Annotated in this window: 21 protein-coding genes and 1 tRNA gene; 12 read left to right on the top strand and 10 right to left on the bottom strand. The window is 32.7% G+C overall.

Annotated features, from left to right (window positions below; genetic code table 11):
• Nucleotides 1–2 precede the first annotated feature (2 nt).
• The 5 genes from AC3IF2_RS10210 to ade all read left to right on the top strand — a co-directional run bounded on the left by AC3IF2_RS10210 (nt 3) and on the right by ade (nt 6,448).
• A complete protein-coding gene (locus tag AC3IF2_RS10210) occupies nt 3–1,733 on the top strand; it encodes a DUF885 domain-containing protein (RefSeq protein WP_489167013.1) in 1,731 nt (576 codons plus the stop codon).
• Nucleotides 1,723–2,733, top strand: a complete 1,011-nt coding sequence (locus AC3IF2_RS10205) for a 4-hydroxyproline epimerase (protein WP_489167012.1) — start codon at nt 1,723–1,725, stop codon at nt 2,731–2,733. Before AC3IF2_RS10210 ends, AC3IF2_RS10205 begins: the two co-directional genes overlap by 11 nt.
• Nucleotides 2,734–2,736: 3 nt before the next feature.
• The gene (locus AC3IF2_RS10200; protein WP_489167010.1) at nt 2,737–3,984 is read left to right on the top strand and encodes an NAD(P)/FAD-dependent oxidoreductase; all 1,248 of its coding nucleotides are present in this window, start codon (nt 2,737–2,739) and stop codon (nt 3,982–3,984) included.
• Between the two features lie 405 nt (nt 3,985–4,389).
• Nucleotides 4,390–4,701 carry a hypothetical protein gene (locus tag AC3IF2_RS10195; RefSeq protein ID WP_489167008.1) on the top strand — a complete coding sequence of 104 codons (312 nt, stop codon included), beginning with the start codon at nt 4,390–4,392 and terminating at the stop codon, nt 4,699–4,701.
• Nucleotides 4,702–4,825: 124 nt separating this feature from the next.
• Complete coding sequence (ade, locus tag AC3IF2_RS10190) at nt 4,826–6,448, top strand: adenine deaminase (RefSeq protein ID WP_489167007.1); 1,623 nt, start codon at nt 4,826–4,828, stop codon at nt 6,446–6,448.
• 1 nt (nt 6,449) lies between these two features.
• On the opposite strand, the gene AC3IF2_RS10185 is transcribed toward ade, so the two are convergent.
• Nucleotides 6,450–6,953, bottom strand: a complete 504-nt coding sequence (locus tag AC3IF2_RS10185; RefSeq protein ID WP_489167006.1) for a GNAT family N-acetyltransferase — start codon at nt 6,951–6,953, stop codon at nt 6,450–6,452.
• Between the two features lie 58 nt (nt 6,954–7,011).
• On the opposite strand from AC3IF2_RS10185, the gene AC3IF2_RS10180 reads away from it, so the two are divergent.
• Entirely contained in the window at nt 7,012–7,590 is a 579-nt protein-coding gene (locus AC3IF2_RS10180; RefSeq protein ID WP_489167005.1) for a PhnA domain-containing protein, read from the top strand.
• Nucleotides 7,591–7,683: 93 nt separating this feature from the next.
• Here AC3IF2_RS10180 and AC3IF2_RS10175 read toward each other — a convergent pair whose 3' ends face one another.
• Nucleotides 7,684–8,784, bottom strand: coding sequence for a DUF4407 domain-containing protein (locus AC3IF2_RS10175; RefSeq protein ID WP_489167003.1), 1,101 nt, complete (start codon nt 8,782–8,784; stop codon nt 7,684–7,686).
• An 86-nt stretch (nt 8,785–8,870) separates the two neighbouring features.
• The gene (locus tag AC3IF2_RS10170) at nt 8,871–9,614 is read right to left on the bottom strand and encodes a DUF4386 domain-containing protein (RefSeq protein WP_489167001.1); all 744 of its coding nucleotides are present in this window, start codon (nt 9,612–9,614) and stop codon (nt 8,871–8,873) included.
• A gap of 170 nt (nt 9,615–9,784) precedes the next feature.
• Here AC3IF2_RS10170 and AC3IF2_RS10165 point away from each other — a divergent pair, with 170 nt between their 5' ends.
• A complete protein-coding gene (locus tag AC3IF2_RS10165) occupies nt 9,785–9,952 on the top strand; it encodes a hypothetical protein (protein ID WP_489166999.1) in 168 nt (55 codons plus the stop codon).
• A gap of 5 nt (nt 9,953–9,957) precedes the next feature.
• Here the strand turns inward: AC3IF2_RS10165 and AC3IF2_RS10160 are convergent, their stop codons facing one another.
• Complete coding sequence (locus tag AC3IF2_RS10160; protein ID WP_489166998.1) at nt 9,958–11,346, bottom strand: dipeptidase; 1,389 nt, start codon at nt 11,344–11,346, stop codon at nt 9,958–9,960.
• Nucleotides 11,347–11,439: 93 nt separating this feature from the next.
• On the opposite strand from AC3IF2_RS10160, the gene AC3IF2_RS10155 reads away from it, so the two are divergent.
• Nucleotides 11,440–11,521, top strand: a tRNA-Leu gene (locus tag AC3IF2_RS10155).
• A gap of 71 nt (nt 11,522–11,592) precedes the next feature.
• Here the strand turns inward: AC3IF2_RS10155 and AC3IF2_RS10150 are convergent.
• Nucleotides 11,593–13,074 carry a serine hydrolase gene (locus tag AC3IF2_RS10150; RefSeq protein WP_489166996.1) on the bottom strand — a complete coding sequence of 494 codons (1,482 nt, stop codon included), beginning with the start codon at nt 13,072–13,074 and terminating at the stop codon, nt 11,593–11,595.
• A 128-nt stretch (nt 13,075–13,202) separates the two neighbouring features.
• On the opposite strand from AC3IF2_RS10150, the gene AC3IF2_RS10145 reads away from it, so the two are divergent.
• The 3 genes from AC3IF2_RS10145 to AC3IF2_RS10135 are packed head-to-tail and all read left to right on the top strand — an operon-like array spanning nt 13,203 to nt 16,071.
• A complete protein-coding gene (locus AC3IF2_RS10145; RefSeq protein WP_489166995.1) occupies nt 13,203–13,499 on the top strand; it encodes a hypothetical protein in 297 nt (98 codons plus the stop codon).
• Nucleotides 13,500–13,554: 55 nt separating this feature from the next.
• Nucleotides 13,555–15,429 carry a SulP family inorganic anion transporter gene (locus AC3IF2_RS10140; RefSeq protein WP_489166993.1) on the top strand — a complete coding sequence of 625 codons (1,875 nt, stop codon included), beginning with the start codon at nt 13,555–13,557 and terminating at the stop codon, nt 15,427–15,429.
• Between the two features lie 6 nt (nt 15,430–15,435).
• Nucleotides 15,436–16,071 carry a carbonic anhydrase family protein gene (locus tag AC3IF2_RS10135; protein ID WP_489166991.1) on the top strand — a complete coding sequence of 212 codons (636 nt, stop codon included), beginning with the start codon at nt 15,436–15,438 and terminating at the stop codon, nt 16,069–16,071.
• A gap of 63 nt (nt 16,072–16,134) precedes the next feature.
• On the opposite strand, the gene AC3IF2_RS10130 is transcribed toward AC3IF2_RS10135, so the two are convergent.
• Both AC3IF2_RS10130 and AC3IF2_RS10125 read right to left on the bottom strand, forming a co-directional pair.
• Nucleotides 16,135–16,560, bottom strand: a complete 426-nt coding sequence (locus AC3IF2_RS10130) for a hypothetical protein (protein ID WP_489166989.1) — start codon at nt 16,558–16,560, stop codon at nt 16,135–16,137.
• 252 nt (nt 16,561–16,812) lie between these two features.
• Complete coding sequence (locus AC3IF2_RS10125) at nt 16,813–17,238, bottom strand: hypothetical protein (protein ID WP_489166987.1); 426 nt, start codon at nt 17,236–17,238, stop codon at nt 16,813–16,815.
• A 206-nt stretch (nt 17,239–17,444) separates the two neighbouring features.
• Between AC3IF2_RS10125 and AC3IF2_RS10120 the strand changes: the two genes are divergently transcribed.
• Nucleotides 17,445–17,591, top strand: a complete 147-nt coding sequence (locus tag AC3IF2_RS10120) for a hypothetical protein (protein ID WP_489166986.1) — start codon at nt 17,445–17,447, stop codon at nt 17,589–17,591.
• On the opposite strand, the gene AC3IF2_RS10115 is transcribed toward AC3IF2_RS10120, so the two are convergent.
• From AC3IF2_RS10115 to AC3IF2_RS10105, 3 genes are read right to left on the bottom strand one after another with little or no spacing between them, the layout of a single operon-like run.
• Nucleotides 17,588–18,388 (bottom strand): DNA/RNA non-specific endonuclease, encoded by an 801-nt coding sequence (locus AC3IF2_RS10115; RefSeq protein ID WP_489166985.1) that lies wholly within the window; start codon nt 18,386–18,388, stop codon nt 17,588–17,590. The two genes, AC3IF2_RS10120 and AC3IF2_RS10115, sit on opposite strands and share 4 nt — an antisense overlap.
• A 4-nt stretch (nt 18,389–18,392) precedes the next feature.
• Nucleotides 18,393–18,842: an acyl-CoA thioesterase gene (locus AC3IF2_RS10110; RefSeq protein ID WP_489166984.1), complete on the bottom strand. Its 450-nt coding sequence runs from the start codon at nt 18,840–18,842 to the stop codon at nt 18,393–18,395.
• Nucleotides 18,842–20,041 carry a pyridoxal phosphate-dependent aminotransferase gene (locus tag AC3IF2_RS10105; protein ID WP_489166982.1) on the bottom strand — a complete coding sequence of 400 codons (1,200 nt, stop codon included), beginning with the start codon at nt 20,039–20,041 and terminating at the stop codon, nt 18,842–18,844. The genes AC3IF2_RS10110 and AC3IF2_RS10105 overlap by 1 nt, the downstream gene beginning before the upstream one ends.
• Nucleotides 20,042–20,105 lie beyond the last annotated feature (64 nt).

Raw genomic sequence — 20,105 nt, 5'->3', positions numbered from 1 at the left:
TTATGAATCACTTAAAATTTTTTCTTGTAATTTTCATATTTGTTTTACTCTTAGCCTGTGAAAAGGAAGAATCAAATAGCAAGAAACTTCAAAGCATCATTGAAAGTTACCAAGATCATGAAGGATATGATAAAAAAGAATATCCTTTAGGATTACCAACGAAAGAATATTATCAAGCTGAAGCTGAATTTGCTAAGTCGAAACTTGATGAGCTTTCAAAAATTAATTCTGATGGATTGAGTGAAACAGAGCAGATATCTTTAGAGCTTTTAAAGTTTAGACTACAAGATATAATTGATTTTTATGAATTTGAAAGATATCTCAATCCTTTGTTATCTGACTCAGGCTTTCATAGTAGTTTAAATTATATGGTTAGACCTTTGGCTAACTATGAAAAAACAAAAGAATACTTAAATAAGCTCAATGCCTTACCAACTTTTGTAGATCAACATTTTGTGAATTTACGTGAAGGTTTAGATAAAGGTGTATCACAGCCACTAGTTATTTTTAAAGGATATGAGTCAACTTATAATGATCATATTGTAGATAATTTTAAAGATAGCTATTTCTATTCTCCTTTCAGAGGTTTACCTCAAACATTAACCCAAGGACAAAAAGATTCGGTTTTAAGTGCAGCTAAGGTTATTATAGAAGAAAAAGTAATTCCACAATTTAAGCGTATTAAAGAATTTTTTGAAAACGAATATTATCCTAAGACAAGAGAAACATTAGGTGCTTCTGACACTCCTAATGGTAAGGAATATTACCAGAATAGAATTAATTTCTATACAACCAGTAAACAATATACTGCTGACGATATTCATAAAATCGGTTTAGACGAAGTAGCTCGCATAAAAGCTGAAATGGAAAAGATCATTACCGAACTTAATTTTGAAGGAAGCTTCGAAGACTTTTTTAAATTTCTCCGAACGGATGAGCAGTTTTATCCAAAATCTGCTGAAGAATTGTTGAAAATAGCTCGAGATATGGCAAAAAGAGCTGATGAACAATTGCCACGTTTTTTTATGACCTTGCCTAGAAAACCTTATGGGGTGGCTCCTGTACCTGAAGCAATTGCTCCAAAATATACAGCAGGTAGATATGTGGGGACTGAAAAAAACAGTACAAATCCGGGATATTATTGGGTGAATACTTATAATTTAACAAGTAGAACATTATATACTTTACCAGCCCTAACTGTACATGAGGCTGTGCCAGGTCATCATTTACAAGGATCTTTAAATAATGAGTTAGGTGATAGCATTCCTAAATTTAGAAAAAACCTTTATTTATCAGCCTACGGTGAGGGTTGGGGGTTGTATACTGAGTATTTAGCTGATGAAATGGGTATGTATACCACACCCTATGAAAAATTTGGTCAATTAACTTATGAAATGTGGCGAGCTTGTAGATTAGTAGTCGATACTGGTATTCATGCTAAAGGCTGGACGCGTGATGAAGTTGTAGATTTTATGACTAAGAATACTGCATTATCATTACATGAAATCAATACAGAAACCGATCGCTATATCTCATGGCCAGGTCAGGCGTTGTCCTATAAAATAGGCGAATTAAAGATTCGTGAATTACGTAAAAAAGCTGAAGCAGAATTAGAGTCAAAATTCGATATCCGAGAATTTCATGAAGTGATTTTAGAACAAGGTACAGTGACACTTTCCATTTTAGAAAAACGAATCAATAATTATATAGATAGAATAAAGAATGCCTCGTAGTGTTTTTAAATGTATTGATGGCCATACCTGTGGAAACCCTGTTCGTGTAATTAAAGAAGGAGCTCCAAAGTTAAATGGAGCGAACATGAGTGAAAAGCGTCAACATTTTTTAAAAGAATATGATTGGATTCGCAAAGGGTTAATGTTTGAACCACGTGGCCATGATATGATGAGTGGAAGCTTTTTGTATCCGCCTCATGACCCTGAAAATGATTTGGCCATTTTATTTATTGAAACTTCTGGCTGTTTGCCGATGTGTGGACATGGTACTATTGGAACAATTACTATAGGTATAGAAGAACGGCTTATAAAACCAAAAGTGCCAGGTAAAATACGCATGGAAGCACCAGCAGGATTGGTAGAAATAGAATATCAACAAACAGGAGTTAAAGTAGATTGGGTAAAATTAACCAATGTTAAAAGTTATCTGGCTGCTGAAGATTTAACCATAGATTGCCCTGAATTAGGTGAGCTAATTTTCGATGTTGCCTATGGCGGAAATTTTTATGCAATCGTCGACCCTCAGGATAATTTTTCGGGAGTTCAAGATTTTACTGCAAGTAAACTGATTCAGTATTCTCAAATCGTTCGTAAAAGGATTAATCAAGAATATCCTAATAAGTTTATCCATCCAGAAAATGAAACGATAAGAGATGTAAGCCATGTGTTATGGACCGGAACTCCAGTTGATGCAACATCCTCTGGTAGAAATGCTGTTTTTTATGGCGATAAAGCAATAGACCGCTCACCTTGTGGTACAGGTACTTCTGCTAGAATGGCTCAATTATATGCTAAAGGGAAGCTTAAAAAAGGCGAAGAATTTATACATGAAAGTTATATTGGTAGTAAATTTATTGGTAGCATAGAAGAAGAAACAACTATAAATGGTAAATTAGCTATTATACCAAGCATTAAAGGATGGGCAAAAGTATATGGTTATAATACTATTGTTATAGATGGTGAAGATGATCCTTATGCGCATGGCTTTCAGGTAATTTAGAGTATGAGTAAAAAAGTTATTGTAATTGGAGGAGGAATTATAGGCTTATGTTCAGCTTATTATCTTCATAAACAAGGTCATCATGTAACCGTTGTTGACCAGTCTAATATGGATGCTGGTGCTTCTTATGTAAATGCTGGTTATTTATCACCAAGTCATATTATTCCACTAGCAGCTCCTGGTGTGATGAAAAAAGGATTAAAATGGATGTTTAACCCTTCAAGCCCGCTATTCATAAAACCTCGATTAGAAGCTGATTTTTTAAAGTGGACCTGGGCATTTAATAGATCTTGTAACCCGAAGCATGTTAAAAGATCTATTCCGATAATTAAAGATATTGCTGTTTTAAGTCAGAAGTTATACGATGAAATAAAAACTACTGAAAATTTTAGATTTCATTATGATAAAAAAGGCCTCCTAATGCTTTGTAAAACAGAGAAAGGCTTAGAAACCGAAATTAAAGTAGCTGATTTAGCTAAAAAGCAGGGTTTAGATGTAGCATCATTAGGTAAAAAAGATCTTGAAAAATTAGAGCCAAATGCTAATATGGATGCCGTAGGAGCTACTTATTATAAATGCGATTCCCATACTACACCAAATGAGTTTATGGAAGATATGAAAGCATATCTTCAAAAAGAGGGGATAGCTATTCTAACAAATGAAAAGGTAGAAGATTTGATAACTAACAATAAAGAAATAATAAGTTTGAAGACTTCTAAACAATCATTAACCGCTGATGAGTTTGTATTAGCGGCTGGTTCTTGGACCCCTTTATTAGTTAAGAGGCTAGGATTAAAGTTATTATTACAAGCTGGCAAAGGGTATCGTATTAATTCCTTTAGAGACCATAATGTAACTATTCCTGCTATTTTAGCTGAAGCTAAAGTTGCGATAACACCCATGAACGGATTTACGCGATTTGCTGGCACCATGGAAATAGCGGGTATTAATAATAGCATTAATAAAGTTAGGGTAGAGGCAATAGCAGATGCAACTCAAAAATATTACCCAGATATAAAACTAACAAAAGAAGAAAAAGAAGCTGCTACAAGTGGTTTACGCCCAGTTTCTCCTGATGGACTTCCTTATATTGGCAAATCTAAAAAATGTAAGAACTTAACAATTGCAACGGGCCATGCTATGATGGGTTGGAGTATGGCAACAGCAACAGGTAAATTAGTGTCAGAAATCATTTCAGAGAAAAAGACTTCTCTCAATTTAGATATGTTTAACCCAGATCGTACGTTTTAAATCTTTAGATTTTCTTTAGAATCAATTACTATTTTTACAGGATATCATAGCAAAAGATAATTCTAAAGTACTAAATATTAGGTTTTTAAGTGATTTGTAGAAATTATTGCAAAACTCCCCAAAAACCATGAATTTCAAAAATCACCAAATTATCTATTGACTTATGTATGACGAACTAGCTATGTTTGTCAGGTAAGTTTTTTAATAAAATTCATAACTGTTTAATTAATAGTTATACAATTAAGGGGAGAAAGGAGAAAAGTCACAATTTTTTTTATAGCTAAACATCTACAGGTTGCTTTTCTCCTTTTATTTTACAATACTTTAGAAAAAAAATAGTTTAAGAGTTAGGAGTTTTTAAAGCTTGATTGTTTTATAAACGATAAACCCAAATAAGTAAATATTATGAATCATAATTTTAAAATAGGCGAAGTAGTAGTTTGTATAAATGCTAAAAGAAAATGGTATCGTTTAGGCGGTCTCGCAAAGAATGAGTTATATACTGTAGCTGGCTTTAATCCTTATGATGGAGGTTTAGTATTAAAAGAAACCAAATCACCGCGTAGTGGTTATAATGCTTATAAAGCAGATCGTTTTAGAAAAGTTGATTACGCTTTCGCAGAAAACATTCTAGATAATATCAAACCGCAAGTAGAGGAAAAAGAAACTATTCACATTAAAGAGAGAGATTTTTCGATTGCTGCAATTTTGAATTAAATAGCAGATTCGCTAACAAATATATATTAAAGACCTTCTCAACTAGAGAAGGTTTTTTTAGTTCTAAATTTTAGAGTTATACATCTTTCAATTCTTTGTAAATTAGCTTTAAATCTTATAGTTAATGTTAGTACAAGGAAACATTGTAGATATTCTTAAACGTAAAATTTTTAAAGGAGAAATCGAAATTTCCAACGGAAAGATTCTTTCAGTCAAAGAAGTTAATCATGCGAATCTACAGTATATTCTTCCTGGCTTTGTTGATGCTCACATTCATATAGAAAGCTCTATGTTAGTCCCTTCTGAATTTGCCAAAATTGCTGTTACTCATGGTACTGTAGCAACAGTTTCCGACCCTCATGAAATCGCTAATGTCTTAGGAGTAAAGGGTGTGGAATTTATGATTGATAACGGAAAAAAAGTGCCGTTAAAATTCAATTTTGGTGCACCATCTTGTGTGCCAGCTACCTCTTTTGAAAGTGCTGGAGCTGTTATTGATTCTGATGATATCAATAAAATGATGCAAAACCCTGATATAAAATACCTGGCAGAAATGATGAATTACCCAGGTGTACTTTTTGATGATAAAGAAGTATTACAAAAAATAGTATGGGCTAAGAACTATAATAAACCAGTTGATGGGCATGCACCAGGTCTCAGAGGCGAAGATGTAACAAAATATATTTCAGCTGGAATTTCAACCGATCATGAGTGTTTTACTTACGATGAGGCGTTAGAAAAGTTGCAAAAAGGAATGAAGATAATCATTAGAGAGGGTAGTGCAGCTAAAAACTTTGAAGCTTTAATAGATTTACTACCTGAACATTATGAGAACATGATGTTTTGTTCAGATGATAAACATCCTGATGATTTACTTTTAGGACACATCAATCAATTATGTGAAAGAGCAGTTGCTAAAGAAATAGATGTTTTCAAAATATTAAAAGCTGCTTGTATAAACCCAGTTGAACATTATAATTTAGATGTTGGCTTATTACGAGAAGGTGATGACGCCGATTTTATTGTTGTACAAGACTTAAAAAAATTCGCCGTTTTACAAACGTATATTGATGGTAAATTAGTGTCGGAAAAAGGAAAGTCATTTGTAAAATCTGTTGATTTTGAAGTGTTGAATAATTTTAATACTAGTTTAAAAAGTGTTTCGGATTTTGAATTTCATTCTGCTTCAGAAAAGATTCGAGTGATTGAAGCTCTAGATGGAGAATTAGTTACGAATGAAATAGAAATTGATAGTTTAATTAAAGAAGGAAACCTTATCTCGAATACGGAAACTGATGTTCTAAAAATGACGGTGGTGAATCGTTATCAGAGTACTGAGCCATCAATAGCTTTTATCAAAAACTTTGGGTTAAAAGAAGGAGCTATAGCGAGCTCAGTGGGGCATGATTCTCATAATATTATTGCTATTGGTGTTTCTGATGAAGCTATTTGTAAAGCAGTTAATCTTCTTATCGAAAATAAAGGAGGTATTTGCGCAGTTTCTGATTCAGAAGAAAAAACTGTAGCCTTGCCAGTTGCTGGTATTATGAGTGACCAGCCTGCCGAGATAATTGGTAAAGCATATGCAGAATTAGATGCAATGGCAAAAAACATGGGTAGTCAACTAAGAGCTCCATATATGACCTTATCTTTTATGGCGCTATTAGTGATACCGTCATTAAAACTATCTGATAAAGGATTGTTTGATGGGAATAGGTTTAAATTTACATCGCTAGAAGTAAAATAATTTAGAATGTATATTCATAAACTGCATCTTCACCATCTTCAAATACAGCTTTTAAACCAACATATTTAAAATTGAGACTCTTTAATAACTTTTGAGATCTTTTATTCTTTGGCATAGTAAAAGCATAGACTTTTTTTTGCTTAAACTTTTCACGAACATATTCTATAATTAATTGAGTAGCTTCTGTAGCATACCCCTTTCCTCTTCCTTTAGGCAAAAAACCATACCCAATATCGATAAAATCTAATTTATCTCTTTGCAAGGCGGTAGAAGTACCTATTGGTTGATTAGTTTCTTTTAATATAACAGTAAAAAAACCTAATCCACCTGTTTGATGATTTTTAAGTAGAATGTCCTTTAAATATACTTTAGTCTCTTCAACTGTTTTTAAGTTTTTATCGCTAATAAATAGTTTCCAATCAGGGTCATTGAATAATTCAAAATAAAATGGAGCGTCGCTTATTTTAGCATCTCTTATAATGAGTCGATCACTTTCTAGATTCATACGATAAAAATAATCAGATAAATTTAAAAGATTACTTTTGCGCAGCTAAATTTATACGATGTCATTATTACAAGATTTAGAAGATAGAAGTGGAAAACAATGTGAATTATGCTCAGCTAAAACCGATTTAAATATCTACGTAGTACCACCAATTTCTGCTGGTGGTGCAGATGGAAGTCTTTTAGTCTGTGTAACTTGTATAGAACAAATTGAAAACCCAGAAAAAACGGATGCAAACCATTGGCGCTGTTTAAATGATAGCATGTGGAGTGAGCAAAGAGCTGTAAAAGTTGTGGCTTGGAGAATGTTATCTAGATTACGATCTGAAGGGTGGCCTCAAGATTTACTAGATATGATGTACATGGAGGAGGAGGATCAAAAATTTGCTAAAGCTACTGGTGAAGGATTGGATGAAAGCGAGAAAGTGATTCATAGAGATTGCAATGGAACAATTTTACAAACAGGCGACTCAGTTGTACTAATAAAAGATCTAAGAGTAAAAGGTTCTAGTATGGTTGCCAAACAAGGAACAGCAGTACGTAGAATTTCTTTAGATCGAGAAAATGCCAACTATATTGAAGGGAAAGTTGGTGCTACTCAAATAGTAATTATTACTGACTACGTTAAAAAATTATAATGTCACTTCGAGTGATTTTCTTTGGAAAATTGTATCGAGAAGTTCTATTTATCAGTTCTAGATACAAAATTGAAACAATTTTACTCGAACTGACTATAATAAATCTGTTTGTTTTTTATAAAAAGCATCTGATTGTTTTCTTATCAATTCTTTTGCTTTTTGTTTTTTATAATCATACACTTCTTGATCTTCGGTCACATCATAATATACTTTTTCATTTAGAGCAGTATCGGTACCTAATAACGAAGCTCTCTGATTTTTTTGTTGTATAACCCAAGTAGCTAATGCATTTTCTTGTTCTTCAAGTTTTAGGTCATAAGCCCCTTTTGGAGCCATTACTTTAGCAAAAACTGGTGCCGTCTCAATAGCTAAAAAGAGTAGTAAAATAAAAAATGATGGAAACCATGCCAATTCACCAAGAGCATTAATTCTAGCCATAAGCCCATCAAAACCATCAATAATTGGTTGACTAGAAGTTACTTGAGAATCTTGTTTGGTTCTTAGTGTTATGATAGCAGCTTCCTTTTCTGTAATTTCAGTTTTACTATCCTGTTTTAATTGTTGTAACTCTTGTAAAAGAGCATCATGTTTTTCTCGCTTCTCTTTATAGACCGGTCCTTTACCTAATAGCATCGTTCCTTTTCTACCTTCCGCTTCAGCTATGTAAGTTTCATATAAGTCATTTACTTCTTTTTCTTTAGCATCAACAGAATTTTTAAGAGCTAGAATCTCCGATTGTATTCTTGCAATTTCTGGTGTAAACTGTTCAGCTATCTGATTCTGATTTTGTAAGGTTAACTCATTCTTTTGTTCCAGTAGCACCTGATTGATCTCCTTTTCAAAAATTTTCATCTCTAAAGGTTTAGAAATTACAATGGCAATAATAACTGCCAAAATAATCCTTGGTGAAGCCTGAATTAATTCCTTCCAAATAGTATCACGTTTTTTAATAGTAGAGACTATAAAACGATCAAGATTGAAAATCAGCAATCCCCAAATAAGACCAAAAGCAACCGCTAAATAAACATTATCAAAAACTGTAAATAAAGCATAAGAACCAGAAATAAAGGCCATCACTGCTGTAAAAAATACAGTACCGCCAATACCAGCATATTTAATTTGTTCAGATTTTGGACTATCGTTAAGAAGGTCGGGATCTGCGCCAGAGCACATCCAAAAGAAGTTTTTTATCATGACAAAAGGAGTATATTATAATTTAACGCTAATAATGATGAAATGTTACGCTTAAAAAGTTAAAATTATGTTTATTTAAATACTTTTTATTTGCTGAACAATTTGCTTTTCCACTCTATCCACCTAGTTCCAACTATAAGTAGCCACAACATAGTACCCATCTCGCCAATCATTGCAGCATAGGAAAGGATTTCATACAGAATATTTTCATTAATATTTGGCATTATGAAAAAGCGCAGAACTTCCATCAAATAATAAAAACAACCTAACATAAGTGCAACACCGAGTACCTTTGGTAGAAACCCTGACTTGAAAACTAAATATCCAAACGGAAATAACCATAAACCCCAAAATATTTCAGCTAAAGTAAGACCAGTGCCATATGCTTTTAATGATAAGAATGCCTTTGTTGCTAATTCTTGATCGGTTAAAGAGGTTAAATGATCTCCACCATTTGCTAAAGCGATAATTTCTGCCAAATGCGTTAGTGCCGAAAAAGCGAAAGGAATACTTGCAAATACAAAAATTACAAGAACTGTAGCTGCTAACTTAGAGATGTTTTTAAATAATTTATAAAGCCAAACTGCTAAGAAAATATAAGCTGTATAGCAAATAACACCAGAAGCTACCCCAACAAAGAGTAATTCTTCGCCATTAAAAAGGTTAAAGAAATATTTTTTGTCAGTACTACTAATTTTAATCCATGTTTCAGAAGCGCTATTCCAATCAATTATTTGTGATGGAACTATTATAATGCTTATTACGCCGAAAATTGTTAGTAGTAAATAGAAGAATCCTGCGGTATGAGCTATTTTTCTAGCTGAGGTCATAGTAGTATAATTTGGTTGATACAAGTAAGACGTGAAACAAGTGAAGTTGTTACTTTAATTAATAATTAATTGTCGGTTAGAGAATTAGCAGAATCACTTTTTATATATATGGTAGGAATCCGAACCTTTAAATTGTTATTACTATACAATCACAAAAACAAATACTACAAATGTCAGAATTAGACTATAAGAATTTAAAGGCCGAATTATTTAAATTATCTACACTAAGTAGATTTGCAACAAAAAATAAGAAGTCACTAAAAAATCATCTAGAACATAAATCTTTAAGAAAGAAAAATGACGAACTAGGTTATTTTAATTCTTTAGATAGTTTATAGGTTAATTAAGATTTTAATTCCGTAAAATACTTATAAAACCAAGGAATAGTTTCTATACCTTTTAGGTAATTCCAAATGCCAAAATGCTCATTTGGTGAATGAATAGCATCACTATCTAACCCAAATCCCATTAAAATAGTTTTACTTTTAAGCTCTTTTTCAAATAATGATACAATAGGGATACTTCCGCCACTACGCTGCGGAATAGGAGTTTTGCCAAAAGTTTCTGCATAAGCTTTACTAGCTGCCTGATATCCAATACTATTTATTGGTGTAACGTAACCTTGCCCACCATGATGTGGATTCACTTCAACTTTTACACCTTTTGGGGCAATGCTTTCGAAATGTGTTTTGAATAATTGCGTAATCTCTTCCCAATCTTGATTAGGTACCAATCGCATCGATATTTTCGCATAAGCTTTACTTGCAATAACCGTTTTTGCACCTTCACCTGTATAGCCACCCCAAATACCATTTACATCTAATGTTGGACGAATAGAATTTCGTTCGTTTGTAGTATAACCTTTTTCGCCATAAATATCGTCGATATCTAAGGTAGATTTATAAGCCTCTAAAGAGAATGGTGCTTTAGCCATTTCTGCACGCTCTTCGGCGGAAAGATTTTCAACTTTATCATAAAACCCAGGAATAGTTATCTGATTATTATTGTCATGCAGTGACGCAATCATTTTTGTTAATACATTAATTGGGTTAGCAACTGCACCGCCATATAAACCTGAGTGTAGATCACGATTAGGTCCAGTGACTTCTACTTCTACATAGCTTAAACCTCGTAAACCAGTAGTAATAGATGGAATGTCATTAGCGATCATTCCAGTATCAGAAATAAGAATGACATCGTTGGCTAATTTTTCTTTATTTCTAGGAACAAACCATGCTAAGCTCTCAGAGCCAACTTCTTCTTCACCTTCAATCATAAATTTTACATTACAAGGTAATTTTCCTTCAGAAGTCATGTATTCCAATGCTTTTACATGCATATAAAGTTGCCCTTTATCATCACAAGCACCACGAGCAAAAATTGCTCCTTTAGGATGTTTATCCGTATTTTTAATTACTGGTTCAAAGGGTGGAGAGTCCCATAAATCTATAGGATCGGGTGGTTGAACATCATAATGTCCATATACTAAAATCGTTGGTAATCTTTCATCAATAATTTTTTCTCCGTATACGATAGGATACCCTGGAGTCTCGCAAATTTCTACAATGTCGCAACCAGCTTTTTTTAAAGAATTTTTAATTGCTTCAGAAGTAGCAATTACATCTTTTTTATATGCAGAATCTGCACTTATTGATGGAATTCTAAGTAATTCTATTAACTCGTTTAAAAAACGATCTTTATGCTGATCTATATAAGATTTTATAGTATTCATGAAGTTAAAATTAGACGAATTCAAAAGTAATAAAAATATGGATGGGCTTCTTTGCTATTTAGCTAGATTGATTATATTTGCACCCACAATTCTGCGGCTGTGGTGGAATTGGTAGACACGCCAGACTTAGGATCTGGTGCCGAAAGGTGTGGGGGTTCGACTCCCTTCAGCCGCACAAAACTCTCAAAAAAGATTGAGAGTTTTTTGTTTACTATAAGTTTTACCAAATTTTCTTAATAGAAGACCCTATTCTTTATAAAAATCTTCACCATACAATTCTATATAACTCAATTTACCATTATTACCTAATCTGAAATTGAAAAAGGTATTGTTCCAATATTTTTCGTTATGAATACCTTTGTAAGTGTTATAATGCCAGTGTTTGAGGTTACCAAACACAGTATTGTTTATATTGAATTTAAGACTGTCATCTTGATTGAAGATTTTTACCCAGCCAAAATGATCGTTAGAATATTTACCAACTATATCTTTAGATGAAAATGAGGGTGATGTACCTTCAATAGGTTTTACTTTAGGTTTTTCAGTTTTGTCAGGATGGTACAAAGCGTAAAATTCATCGCTCCAGTTTTTTGATAGTTTTCCTTCGATAAATAGATCAAAAACAGCATACATAATGGCATGCCTTAATTCTACGTGATCTAAATTTCCCATCACATACACACCAATTTCATCTTCAGGAATCATTCCAGCTATAGCTACCAAGCCAGGAAGACTACCTGTGTGAAATTGAATCATTTTACCTTTGTAGTCGTGTTGAAACCAACCTAAACCATAAGTAATCCAATTGGGTTTAGTTATCTTTTGCGTAGGATAGAATTGGTCTGTCGGAATAATTTGTTGCGGTTTGAACAATTCGGTAAATGTTTTAGGTTTAATTAATGTATCGTTATTTATTCGACCTTCATTTAATAAGAATTGTATCCATTTACTCATATCTGTAATTGAAGCTGACATAGAGCCAGCCGCGCCTATATTATCAGCATTTATCTGTTCTATTCGGGTAATTTTTCCATCAATTTCGTAATGGGCATCAGCTTTGTTTTCAATATTTTGGATTTCACTTAATAAAGCATAAGTATTTTCCATTTTTAAAGGCGTAAAGATTCTCTTGTCTAAAAATTCACCCCAAGATTGCTCACTTATAACTTCAATTACTTTTCCCGCAGTATGGTACATTAAATTTTGATAAATAAAACTCGATCGTAGCGAATAAGATAAATCGATATCTCTTAGTTTATAAATCGCACTATCACCACTTATAGTATTTAATGACCAGAGGTAATCTGTATTATCTAATCCAGAGCGATGTGTTAATAAATCTCTAATAGTAAGCTCTCGTGTTATATAAGGATCTTTAAGTCGAAATTGAGGTAAATGGTCAATAACTTTATCATCCCAACCAAGCTTTCCATCATCAACTAACATAGCTAGGCCAGCGGCCACAAAAGCTTTTGTAGTGGACATGCAACCAAATAGAGTATTTGAATCGACTTTTTGATTTGTATTTATATTAGTGACACCATAGCTTTTATTAAAAATAACATCACCATCTTTCACCACAGTTACAGCCAACCCAGGTGGTTTCCATTTAGAAATACCTTCGATAATGAATTTATCAAGAATTTGTGTTTTCTTAGATATAGATTGCGCTGTGAGTATATTAGAAGCCAATACAGCAAGGGTGAAAAAAGAGAAAATTGATTTCATACTAATTATGATTTACTTTGTTCAATATACTAAAAATCCATTTTACAATGGTTCTTATTATTTAAGAATATTTTAATATTCATATGATAGGTAAATGGTATATTTGCTTTTCTAAAAATCAAGCCTAAGTGTTTAGAAAGTTTATTTCACTTTTTTTCTCCGCAATTTTTATATTGCTTATTTGTGCTCCTTCAATTCTTCATATTGTTGATGATTGTGAAGAAGTAATTGTAATTTTAGATATTACCGAAGAAGAAAGCAAAGAGAGTGAAATAGTTAAAGATTTTGAAATAAAATTTTTAGAACTAGAAGAGCCTTCTAATTCCTTGCTAGATTCTTATAAAAAGAAGAATCAATATTTTTATATGCATTCATTTTCAGAATTGCATAACGAAAATATTTACCCACCTCCAGAACTGATCTAATTTTTTTATTTTATATAAAAATTAGTTTTAGTTTAATCATTCAGAATTTATTTAAATGAAAAATTTATTTTCAAACATAAGAGGTGATGCCTTTGGTGGTATCACTGCAGGAATCGTTGCACTACCATTAGCATTGGCATTTGGTGTTTCATCTGGTTTAGGTCCAAGTGCTGGTTTATACGGTGCAATTTTTATTAGTTTTTTCGCTGCTCTTTTTGGTGGTACAAACACACAAATTTCCGGACCAACCGCACCTATGACTGCCGTAAGTATGGTAGTTATTGCTGCTATTATTGCCGCAAATGACGGTGATGTTAATAAAGCTTTACCAGCAATTTTAACAGTGTTTTTATTAGCAGGATTAATGCAAATTGGCCTTGGCGCAATTGGTCTTGGTAAGTATATTCGTTATATTCCTTACCCAGTAGTTTCTGGTTTTATGACGGCTATTGGGGTTATTATATTGGTAACACAGATATTACCGAGTTTGGGTTATTATCCTAAAGAAGATGCAGAATACGTAAACCAGTATAAAGCTCAAGCTGAAGAGGTAATTTTAGAAAACATCTTAAAAGAAGAAGCTGGAGAAGGTATATTGGTTCTTGAAGATTTTAAAGAAACGATCGGAAGAGCTGAGAAAATTACTCAAGCAGATATCTTAAAAGAATCTCAGACACTAGCAGCAAAAGATGCCTCTGGTGTAATGGGTGCTTTTAAAGTTTTACCAAGGGCTTTAAAAAACATTAGTTGGTTAGAAGTCCTATTAGCTTTAGGCACTATTATAATTATTTATGGTTTTAAGAGAATAACTACTGCTGTGCCAAGCACTTTGGTTGCTTTGGTTGTAATGACAGCCATAGCTATTGGCTTTGGCTTAAATTATCGACCTATCGAAGAGATACCTCAGGGCTTACCAATACCTAGAATGGATATTTTCACAAATTTTAGTTTAAGTTCTATTACACCATATATTTTTACTGCATTAACATTAGCTTTATTAGGAGCTATTGATTCGTTATTAACATCAGTTGTGGCTGATAATATGACAAAGACAAAACACCAACCAAATAAAGAATTAGTAGGACAAGGTATTGGTAATAGTATTGCAGCACTTTTTGGCGGAATACCTGGAGCAGGAGCTACAATAAGAACAGTTGTAAATATTAATTCTGGAGGTAAAACTAGACTTTCTGGTATGATAGCAGGAATTATGTTACTTGTTATACTTTTAGCTTTAGCACCTATAGCGTCTAAAATACCTGCAGCAGTTTTAGCTGGAATTCTAATTACGGTTGGTATTGGTGTGATGGATTATAAAGGATTACGTGCTATACCAGTATTGCCAAAAGATGGTAAGCTAGGGCCATTTAAGTTTAGTACAGAAGTGGTTGTAATGTTGGTAGTGTTAATCCTTTCTACATTCTGGAATCTAGTATATGCAGTTGGTATAGGTTTAGTGATTGCCTCTTTAATGTTTATGAAAAAGATTGGTGATCTTACTGCAGAACGTTCAGATGTAAAAACCTTGAAAAAGGAAAAGTATTGGAAAGATGAAGAAGATTTCCCTGATGAATATAAAGAGAAGGTATTTATAAAGCATATTAAAGGACCTTTGTTTTTTGGTTCAACTAGCGATTTTCAAGCATTAGCCCAACAAATCCCTGATGCTGCAAAAACTGCAATTATACGTTTAGATAGGATGCAGTATATGGATCAGTCTGGATTGTATGCTATGGAAGACATGCTTCAAGATCTTAAAAAGAAAGAAGTAGAAGCTCTCTTTGTAGGATTATTACCACAGCCAAAATATATGATGGAACGAATTGACATTATTCCAGATTTTATACCTAATGAGCACATTTTCGAAACTTTTGATGAATGTGTAGATTGGATTAAGCAAAATTTAAATGGTTCAAAAAAATTAACATAAAAAATTATGGCAACAAAAAATATAGCAATAACAAAAGAAATGCAAGGTGCAATGACACCTTCTAGTGTATTAAGTGATTTATTAGAAGGTAACAATCGTTTTGTTAACGGATCTATGAATACTAATGATAACGCGGCATTAATAAGTCAAACTACTGGTGGTCAAAACCCAAAAGCTGTTGTATTATCATGTATTGATTCACGAGTACCTGTAGAGACAGTTTTCGATCAAGCCATTGGAGACGTGTTTGTAGCACGAGTAGCAGGTAACTTTGAGAATACTGATATTTTGGGAAGTATAGAATATTCATGTAAAGTAGCTGGCAGTAAATTGGTATTTGTATTAGGTCATGAAGCTTGTGGCGCCGTTAAGGCTGCATGCGATGGCGTAGAATTAGGTAATATTACTTCTATGTTAGGTAATATTTTGCCTGCAGTAAAAAAATCTTCTGACGAAGTTGATGGTGAATTAAACTCATCTAATAAAGAGTTTGTCGCTAAAACCGTAGCAAATAACGTTCTTTTAACAATGGAAAGAATTCGTGAAAGAAGCCCAATAATAAAAGAAATGGAAGATAATGGTGAGTTGAAAGTTGTTGGAGGCGTTTATAGTTTACATACTGGTAAAGTTGAAATGCTTTAAAAAGTTTATCTGATAAAAAAGCCGCTCATTTGAGCGGCTTTTTTTGTTTTAAAATTCTAGTTTTTACTCTTCAGACGAGTTAACTTTACTATATACCAGACTCGCTAAAGCACCCATAACTGCGAAGAACACTATGTAAACTATAGCATTGGCAATTGTGCCTTTTAGCCCTAAAATATTTCCAGTAGAATAATCTATTATTCCGCTACCTAAACCTTTTAAAATACCAATCCACATTCCGAATTGTAGTCCTTGTGTAATGCTATGTGCACCCCTTGCCCATTTAGAATAGATTGTAGAAAAAGCAAAAGCCATAATAAGACAGCCTATAGCTAACCACATAAAATCTGGCGCATCTCTCATAATACCTGGAGTACGAGTTTGAGTAGATAAATAAGGATCGGCAATAATACCCCAAAGCAAATAACCTCCCATAAATGCCCAAATGGCATTTACAACTGTTGCAATAATATTAGTTTTAGAAAACATAATGTAAAAATTAGTTGGTTAATAACCAGCAAGATATGAAATATATCTAAAATCAATGTTTCTAGTCTATTGAAAATCTATTGAAAATGATTTTTAAAATAAATTACTTGATTAAGCCCATATAGATTGCTAATAAATTAAGTAAGAATTTTATGCTTAAAATTGTTTTGTAAGTATAAAAATCCAGTTTAGTCGTTATAAAAAGGACAACTATGTTACCATCAATGGCTTTTTTTATAAAGTGAAACCTACTTAAGCTTCTTTTTGCGAGGTTGCTTTATAAGCAAAGGCGATAGCCATTCCGATTAACCCAAAAAAGATAACGCTAATAACTCCATCAGCTAAATGACCTGTTAGGTCAGACAGGTTCATAACACCATAGTTTAATAACCCTATACCAAATCCCACAAAAATTCCAACGAGAGCACCAAATTCAAATCCTTCTTTTAAACTGTGGACACCTCGAGCCCATTTAGAGTACAATGTTGCCATAATAAAGGCTTGAATTAGGCAGCCTAAGGCTATATATAACATATCTCCTTCTTCTTTCATAACACCATCAGTTAGCGCATGACTTGCAAAAAAATCATGGGTAAGAATTCCGTAAATTAAATAGCCTAGAAAAAAACAAACTATAAACCCAGCAAGGGTAGCTAGTAAATTTGATTTTGAGAACATAATGTATAGAGTTTAATTGGTTAATAAGACAACAAGATATAAAATAAATCTAAATTCAATATTTTCAACACATTGATAATCAATTAGTCAATGATTGTTTAATGTATGGCGAAATGGGTATATCTACTAATCTTTTAAATGAATGACTCCTAATTTTAGTAGGAATTTTAAATGATGAGTTGTTTAGTAAATGTAAAATCACTAATATGAAAAGAATATTTAAAAAATCTAGTCTAGTAGTTATTAATGGTGCAACTATGTTGCCTTTAATGGCTTTTTTATTATTTACAAATCAAAATAAAGAATTAGATAAACTTCTTAATATTCTAAAAACAAGTATTGAAGTACATTAGAAACTCCAATTCTTATAATCAGAACTTTTTTCAAGTTTATTTTCTAAACCATCTGTTAAGCTAGGAAAGAAATCGATACCCGTTAATTCTTCAATTTCATCTGTAGAAACAACAAATTTGTACAAAGGGTTGTTTGATTCTTCATGAGGTACTAAAAAAGCAATGACTTTAATTTCTGGTTTAGTATTATCTAATAATATTTTGTAAAAATACTTTGGTATACTTACTTTTTCTCTACCAATAGTTTTTAAGTCTTTAGTAAGTATTCCCCCGGTTACTACATATAAACTTCTTTCTTTACTCACCCAGTAACGGACTTTTTGCTCTAAGCGATTCCAAATACCCGCATTGAAATCATATTTTTGAGGAGAAACATTCGAGGTTAAAAAAGTCTCTATATATGCATCTTTAGAAAATTTGCGATCCCCAGCTGGCATTAAATGTCCTTTGCTGTAGCCAGAATTTTTATAATTACCCCAATGTGCAGATTTCGTTTTTACTTTTGTGTCGAGTTCAAATAAAGGCCTCTTTCTATTAGTATAAGAGATATGTTCCTTTTTTAATTCGTAGGCTACCCATTCGGCTTGTTCATGTTTTTCATTATAGGATAAAGTATAATGTTCATGTTTAATAACCTGATTCGTAGTTGAAGTTGGTAAATAATTAAATTGGCTTGATTTCGTAATTTCTTTATTGGTGTTGGTAGGAAGTTGTTCCTCTTTTGAAGAAGGGCTAATTAAATATAGTATTACAGCAACTAAAAGGATAATTACTGGATATGCTATAGCTTTCTTCATCAAATTAAGATTTCGATCCAATAAGAATTTCCTGATAATTATCTGTTTTCTCTAATGTTTGAAAACAAGTTAACATATCTGTAGGAGGCACAGTTAATTTACGCTTTTTTGTGTCTAACCAAGCTCCATAAACTCTTAATTCAGCAGCAAGCTCGCCATCTTGTCTAAAAATTTTATGATAGAATTTAAATCGTTCGGCTTTTGCAGAAAGTCCTTCAAGAAATAATTCAACAGTAATATCTTCACCTAATTTAATTTCTTTTAGAAATTTAGTTTCTTCACTAAATAGAATAGGACCAAAGCCTTCTTTTTCCCAACGATTTATACTAAAGCCTCTTTCATTAAAAAAACGAACTCTACACTCTGCAGCAAAATCATTATAAGCTGAATGACGCATATGTTTATTGGCATCAAAACTTGCCCAAAGCGTAGGAAATGTCTTTTTAAAACTCATTAACTAAGAACGCGTTTAATTCGCTTAAAGGCTTCTTTCAATTCTTTTTCTGATGCTGCGTAAGATATTCTAATATTATTTGGTGCGCCAAAGGCATCACCTGTTACAGTAGCTACATTCGCTTTTCCCAAAAGAAATAATGAAAAATCAGTAGCATTATTAATAGCATAACCATCTATTGTTTTTCCAAAAAATGAAGAAACATCAGGAAAAACATAAAATGCACCACTTGGTATATTGGCAGACATACCATCTATTTCATCTAGCATATTAAGTACTAAATCTCTTCTTTGTTTAAACTCATCTACCATGTATTGAATCTTAGAAACAGGTGCTTCAAGAGCAGTTATTGTAGCTCTTTGTGCAATACAATTTGCTCCTGAGGTAATCTGACCTTGCATTTTAGTACATGCTTTAGCAATCCAAGCTGGTGCACCAATATATCCTATTCTCCATCCTGTCATCGCAAATGCTTTGGCAACGCCATTTACTGTAATAGTTCTATCGTACATACTTTCAATTTTTGCAAAACTAAAAGTAGGTTCACTATAATTGATATGCTCATAAATCTCATCCGATAAAATATAGATATTTGGATGCTTTTCTAAAACTGCCGCTAAAGCTCTGTATTCACTTTCTGTATATGTAGAGCCACTAGGGTTATTCGGTGAGTTAAAAAAGATCATCTTGGTTTTTGGCGTGATGGTTTCTTCCAATTGCTCTGGTGTAATCTTAAAATCAGTTTCTATTGATGATGGTATTTCTATAAATTTAGCTTCAGCCAAGGTTGCAATTGCAGAATAACTTACCCAATAAGGCGCGGGTAATAAAACTTCATCTCCGGGATTCAATAACACCATTGCAACATTTGCAATAGATTGTTTAGCTCCAGTAGAAACTACAATCTGACTTTCATTATAACTTAAACCATTATCTCTTTTAAACTTTTCACAAACGGCTTCTCGCAATTCTAAATAACCATTTACGGGCGTGTAAGAATTGTAATTATCATCTATAGCTTGTTTGGCGGCATCCTTAATAAATTCTGGCGTGTTGAAGTCAGGTTCACCTAAGCTTAAACTAATAATATCTTTACCTTCAGCTTTTAATTCTCGTGCTTTAGCTGCCATTGCCAAAGTTTGTGAAACAGGTAAGTTGTTAATGCGTTCAGAGAGTTGTTGTTGCAAAGTAATCATCATAAATAGTTAAAGCACAAAATTAAAGATTAATGCACAATAAGTATTCAATAATTAGTTTTTTGTT

It is taken from the genome of Maritimimonas rapanae, from assembly GCF_057837205.1.
This window is presented reverse-complemented; position numbering and strand designations above follow the sequence as displayed.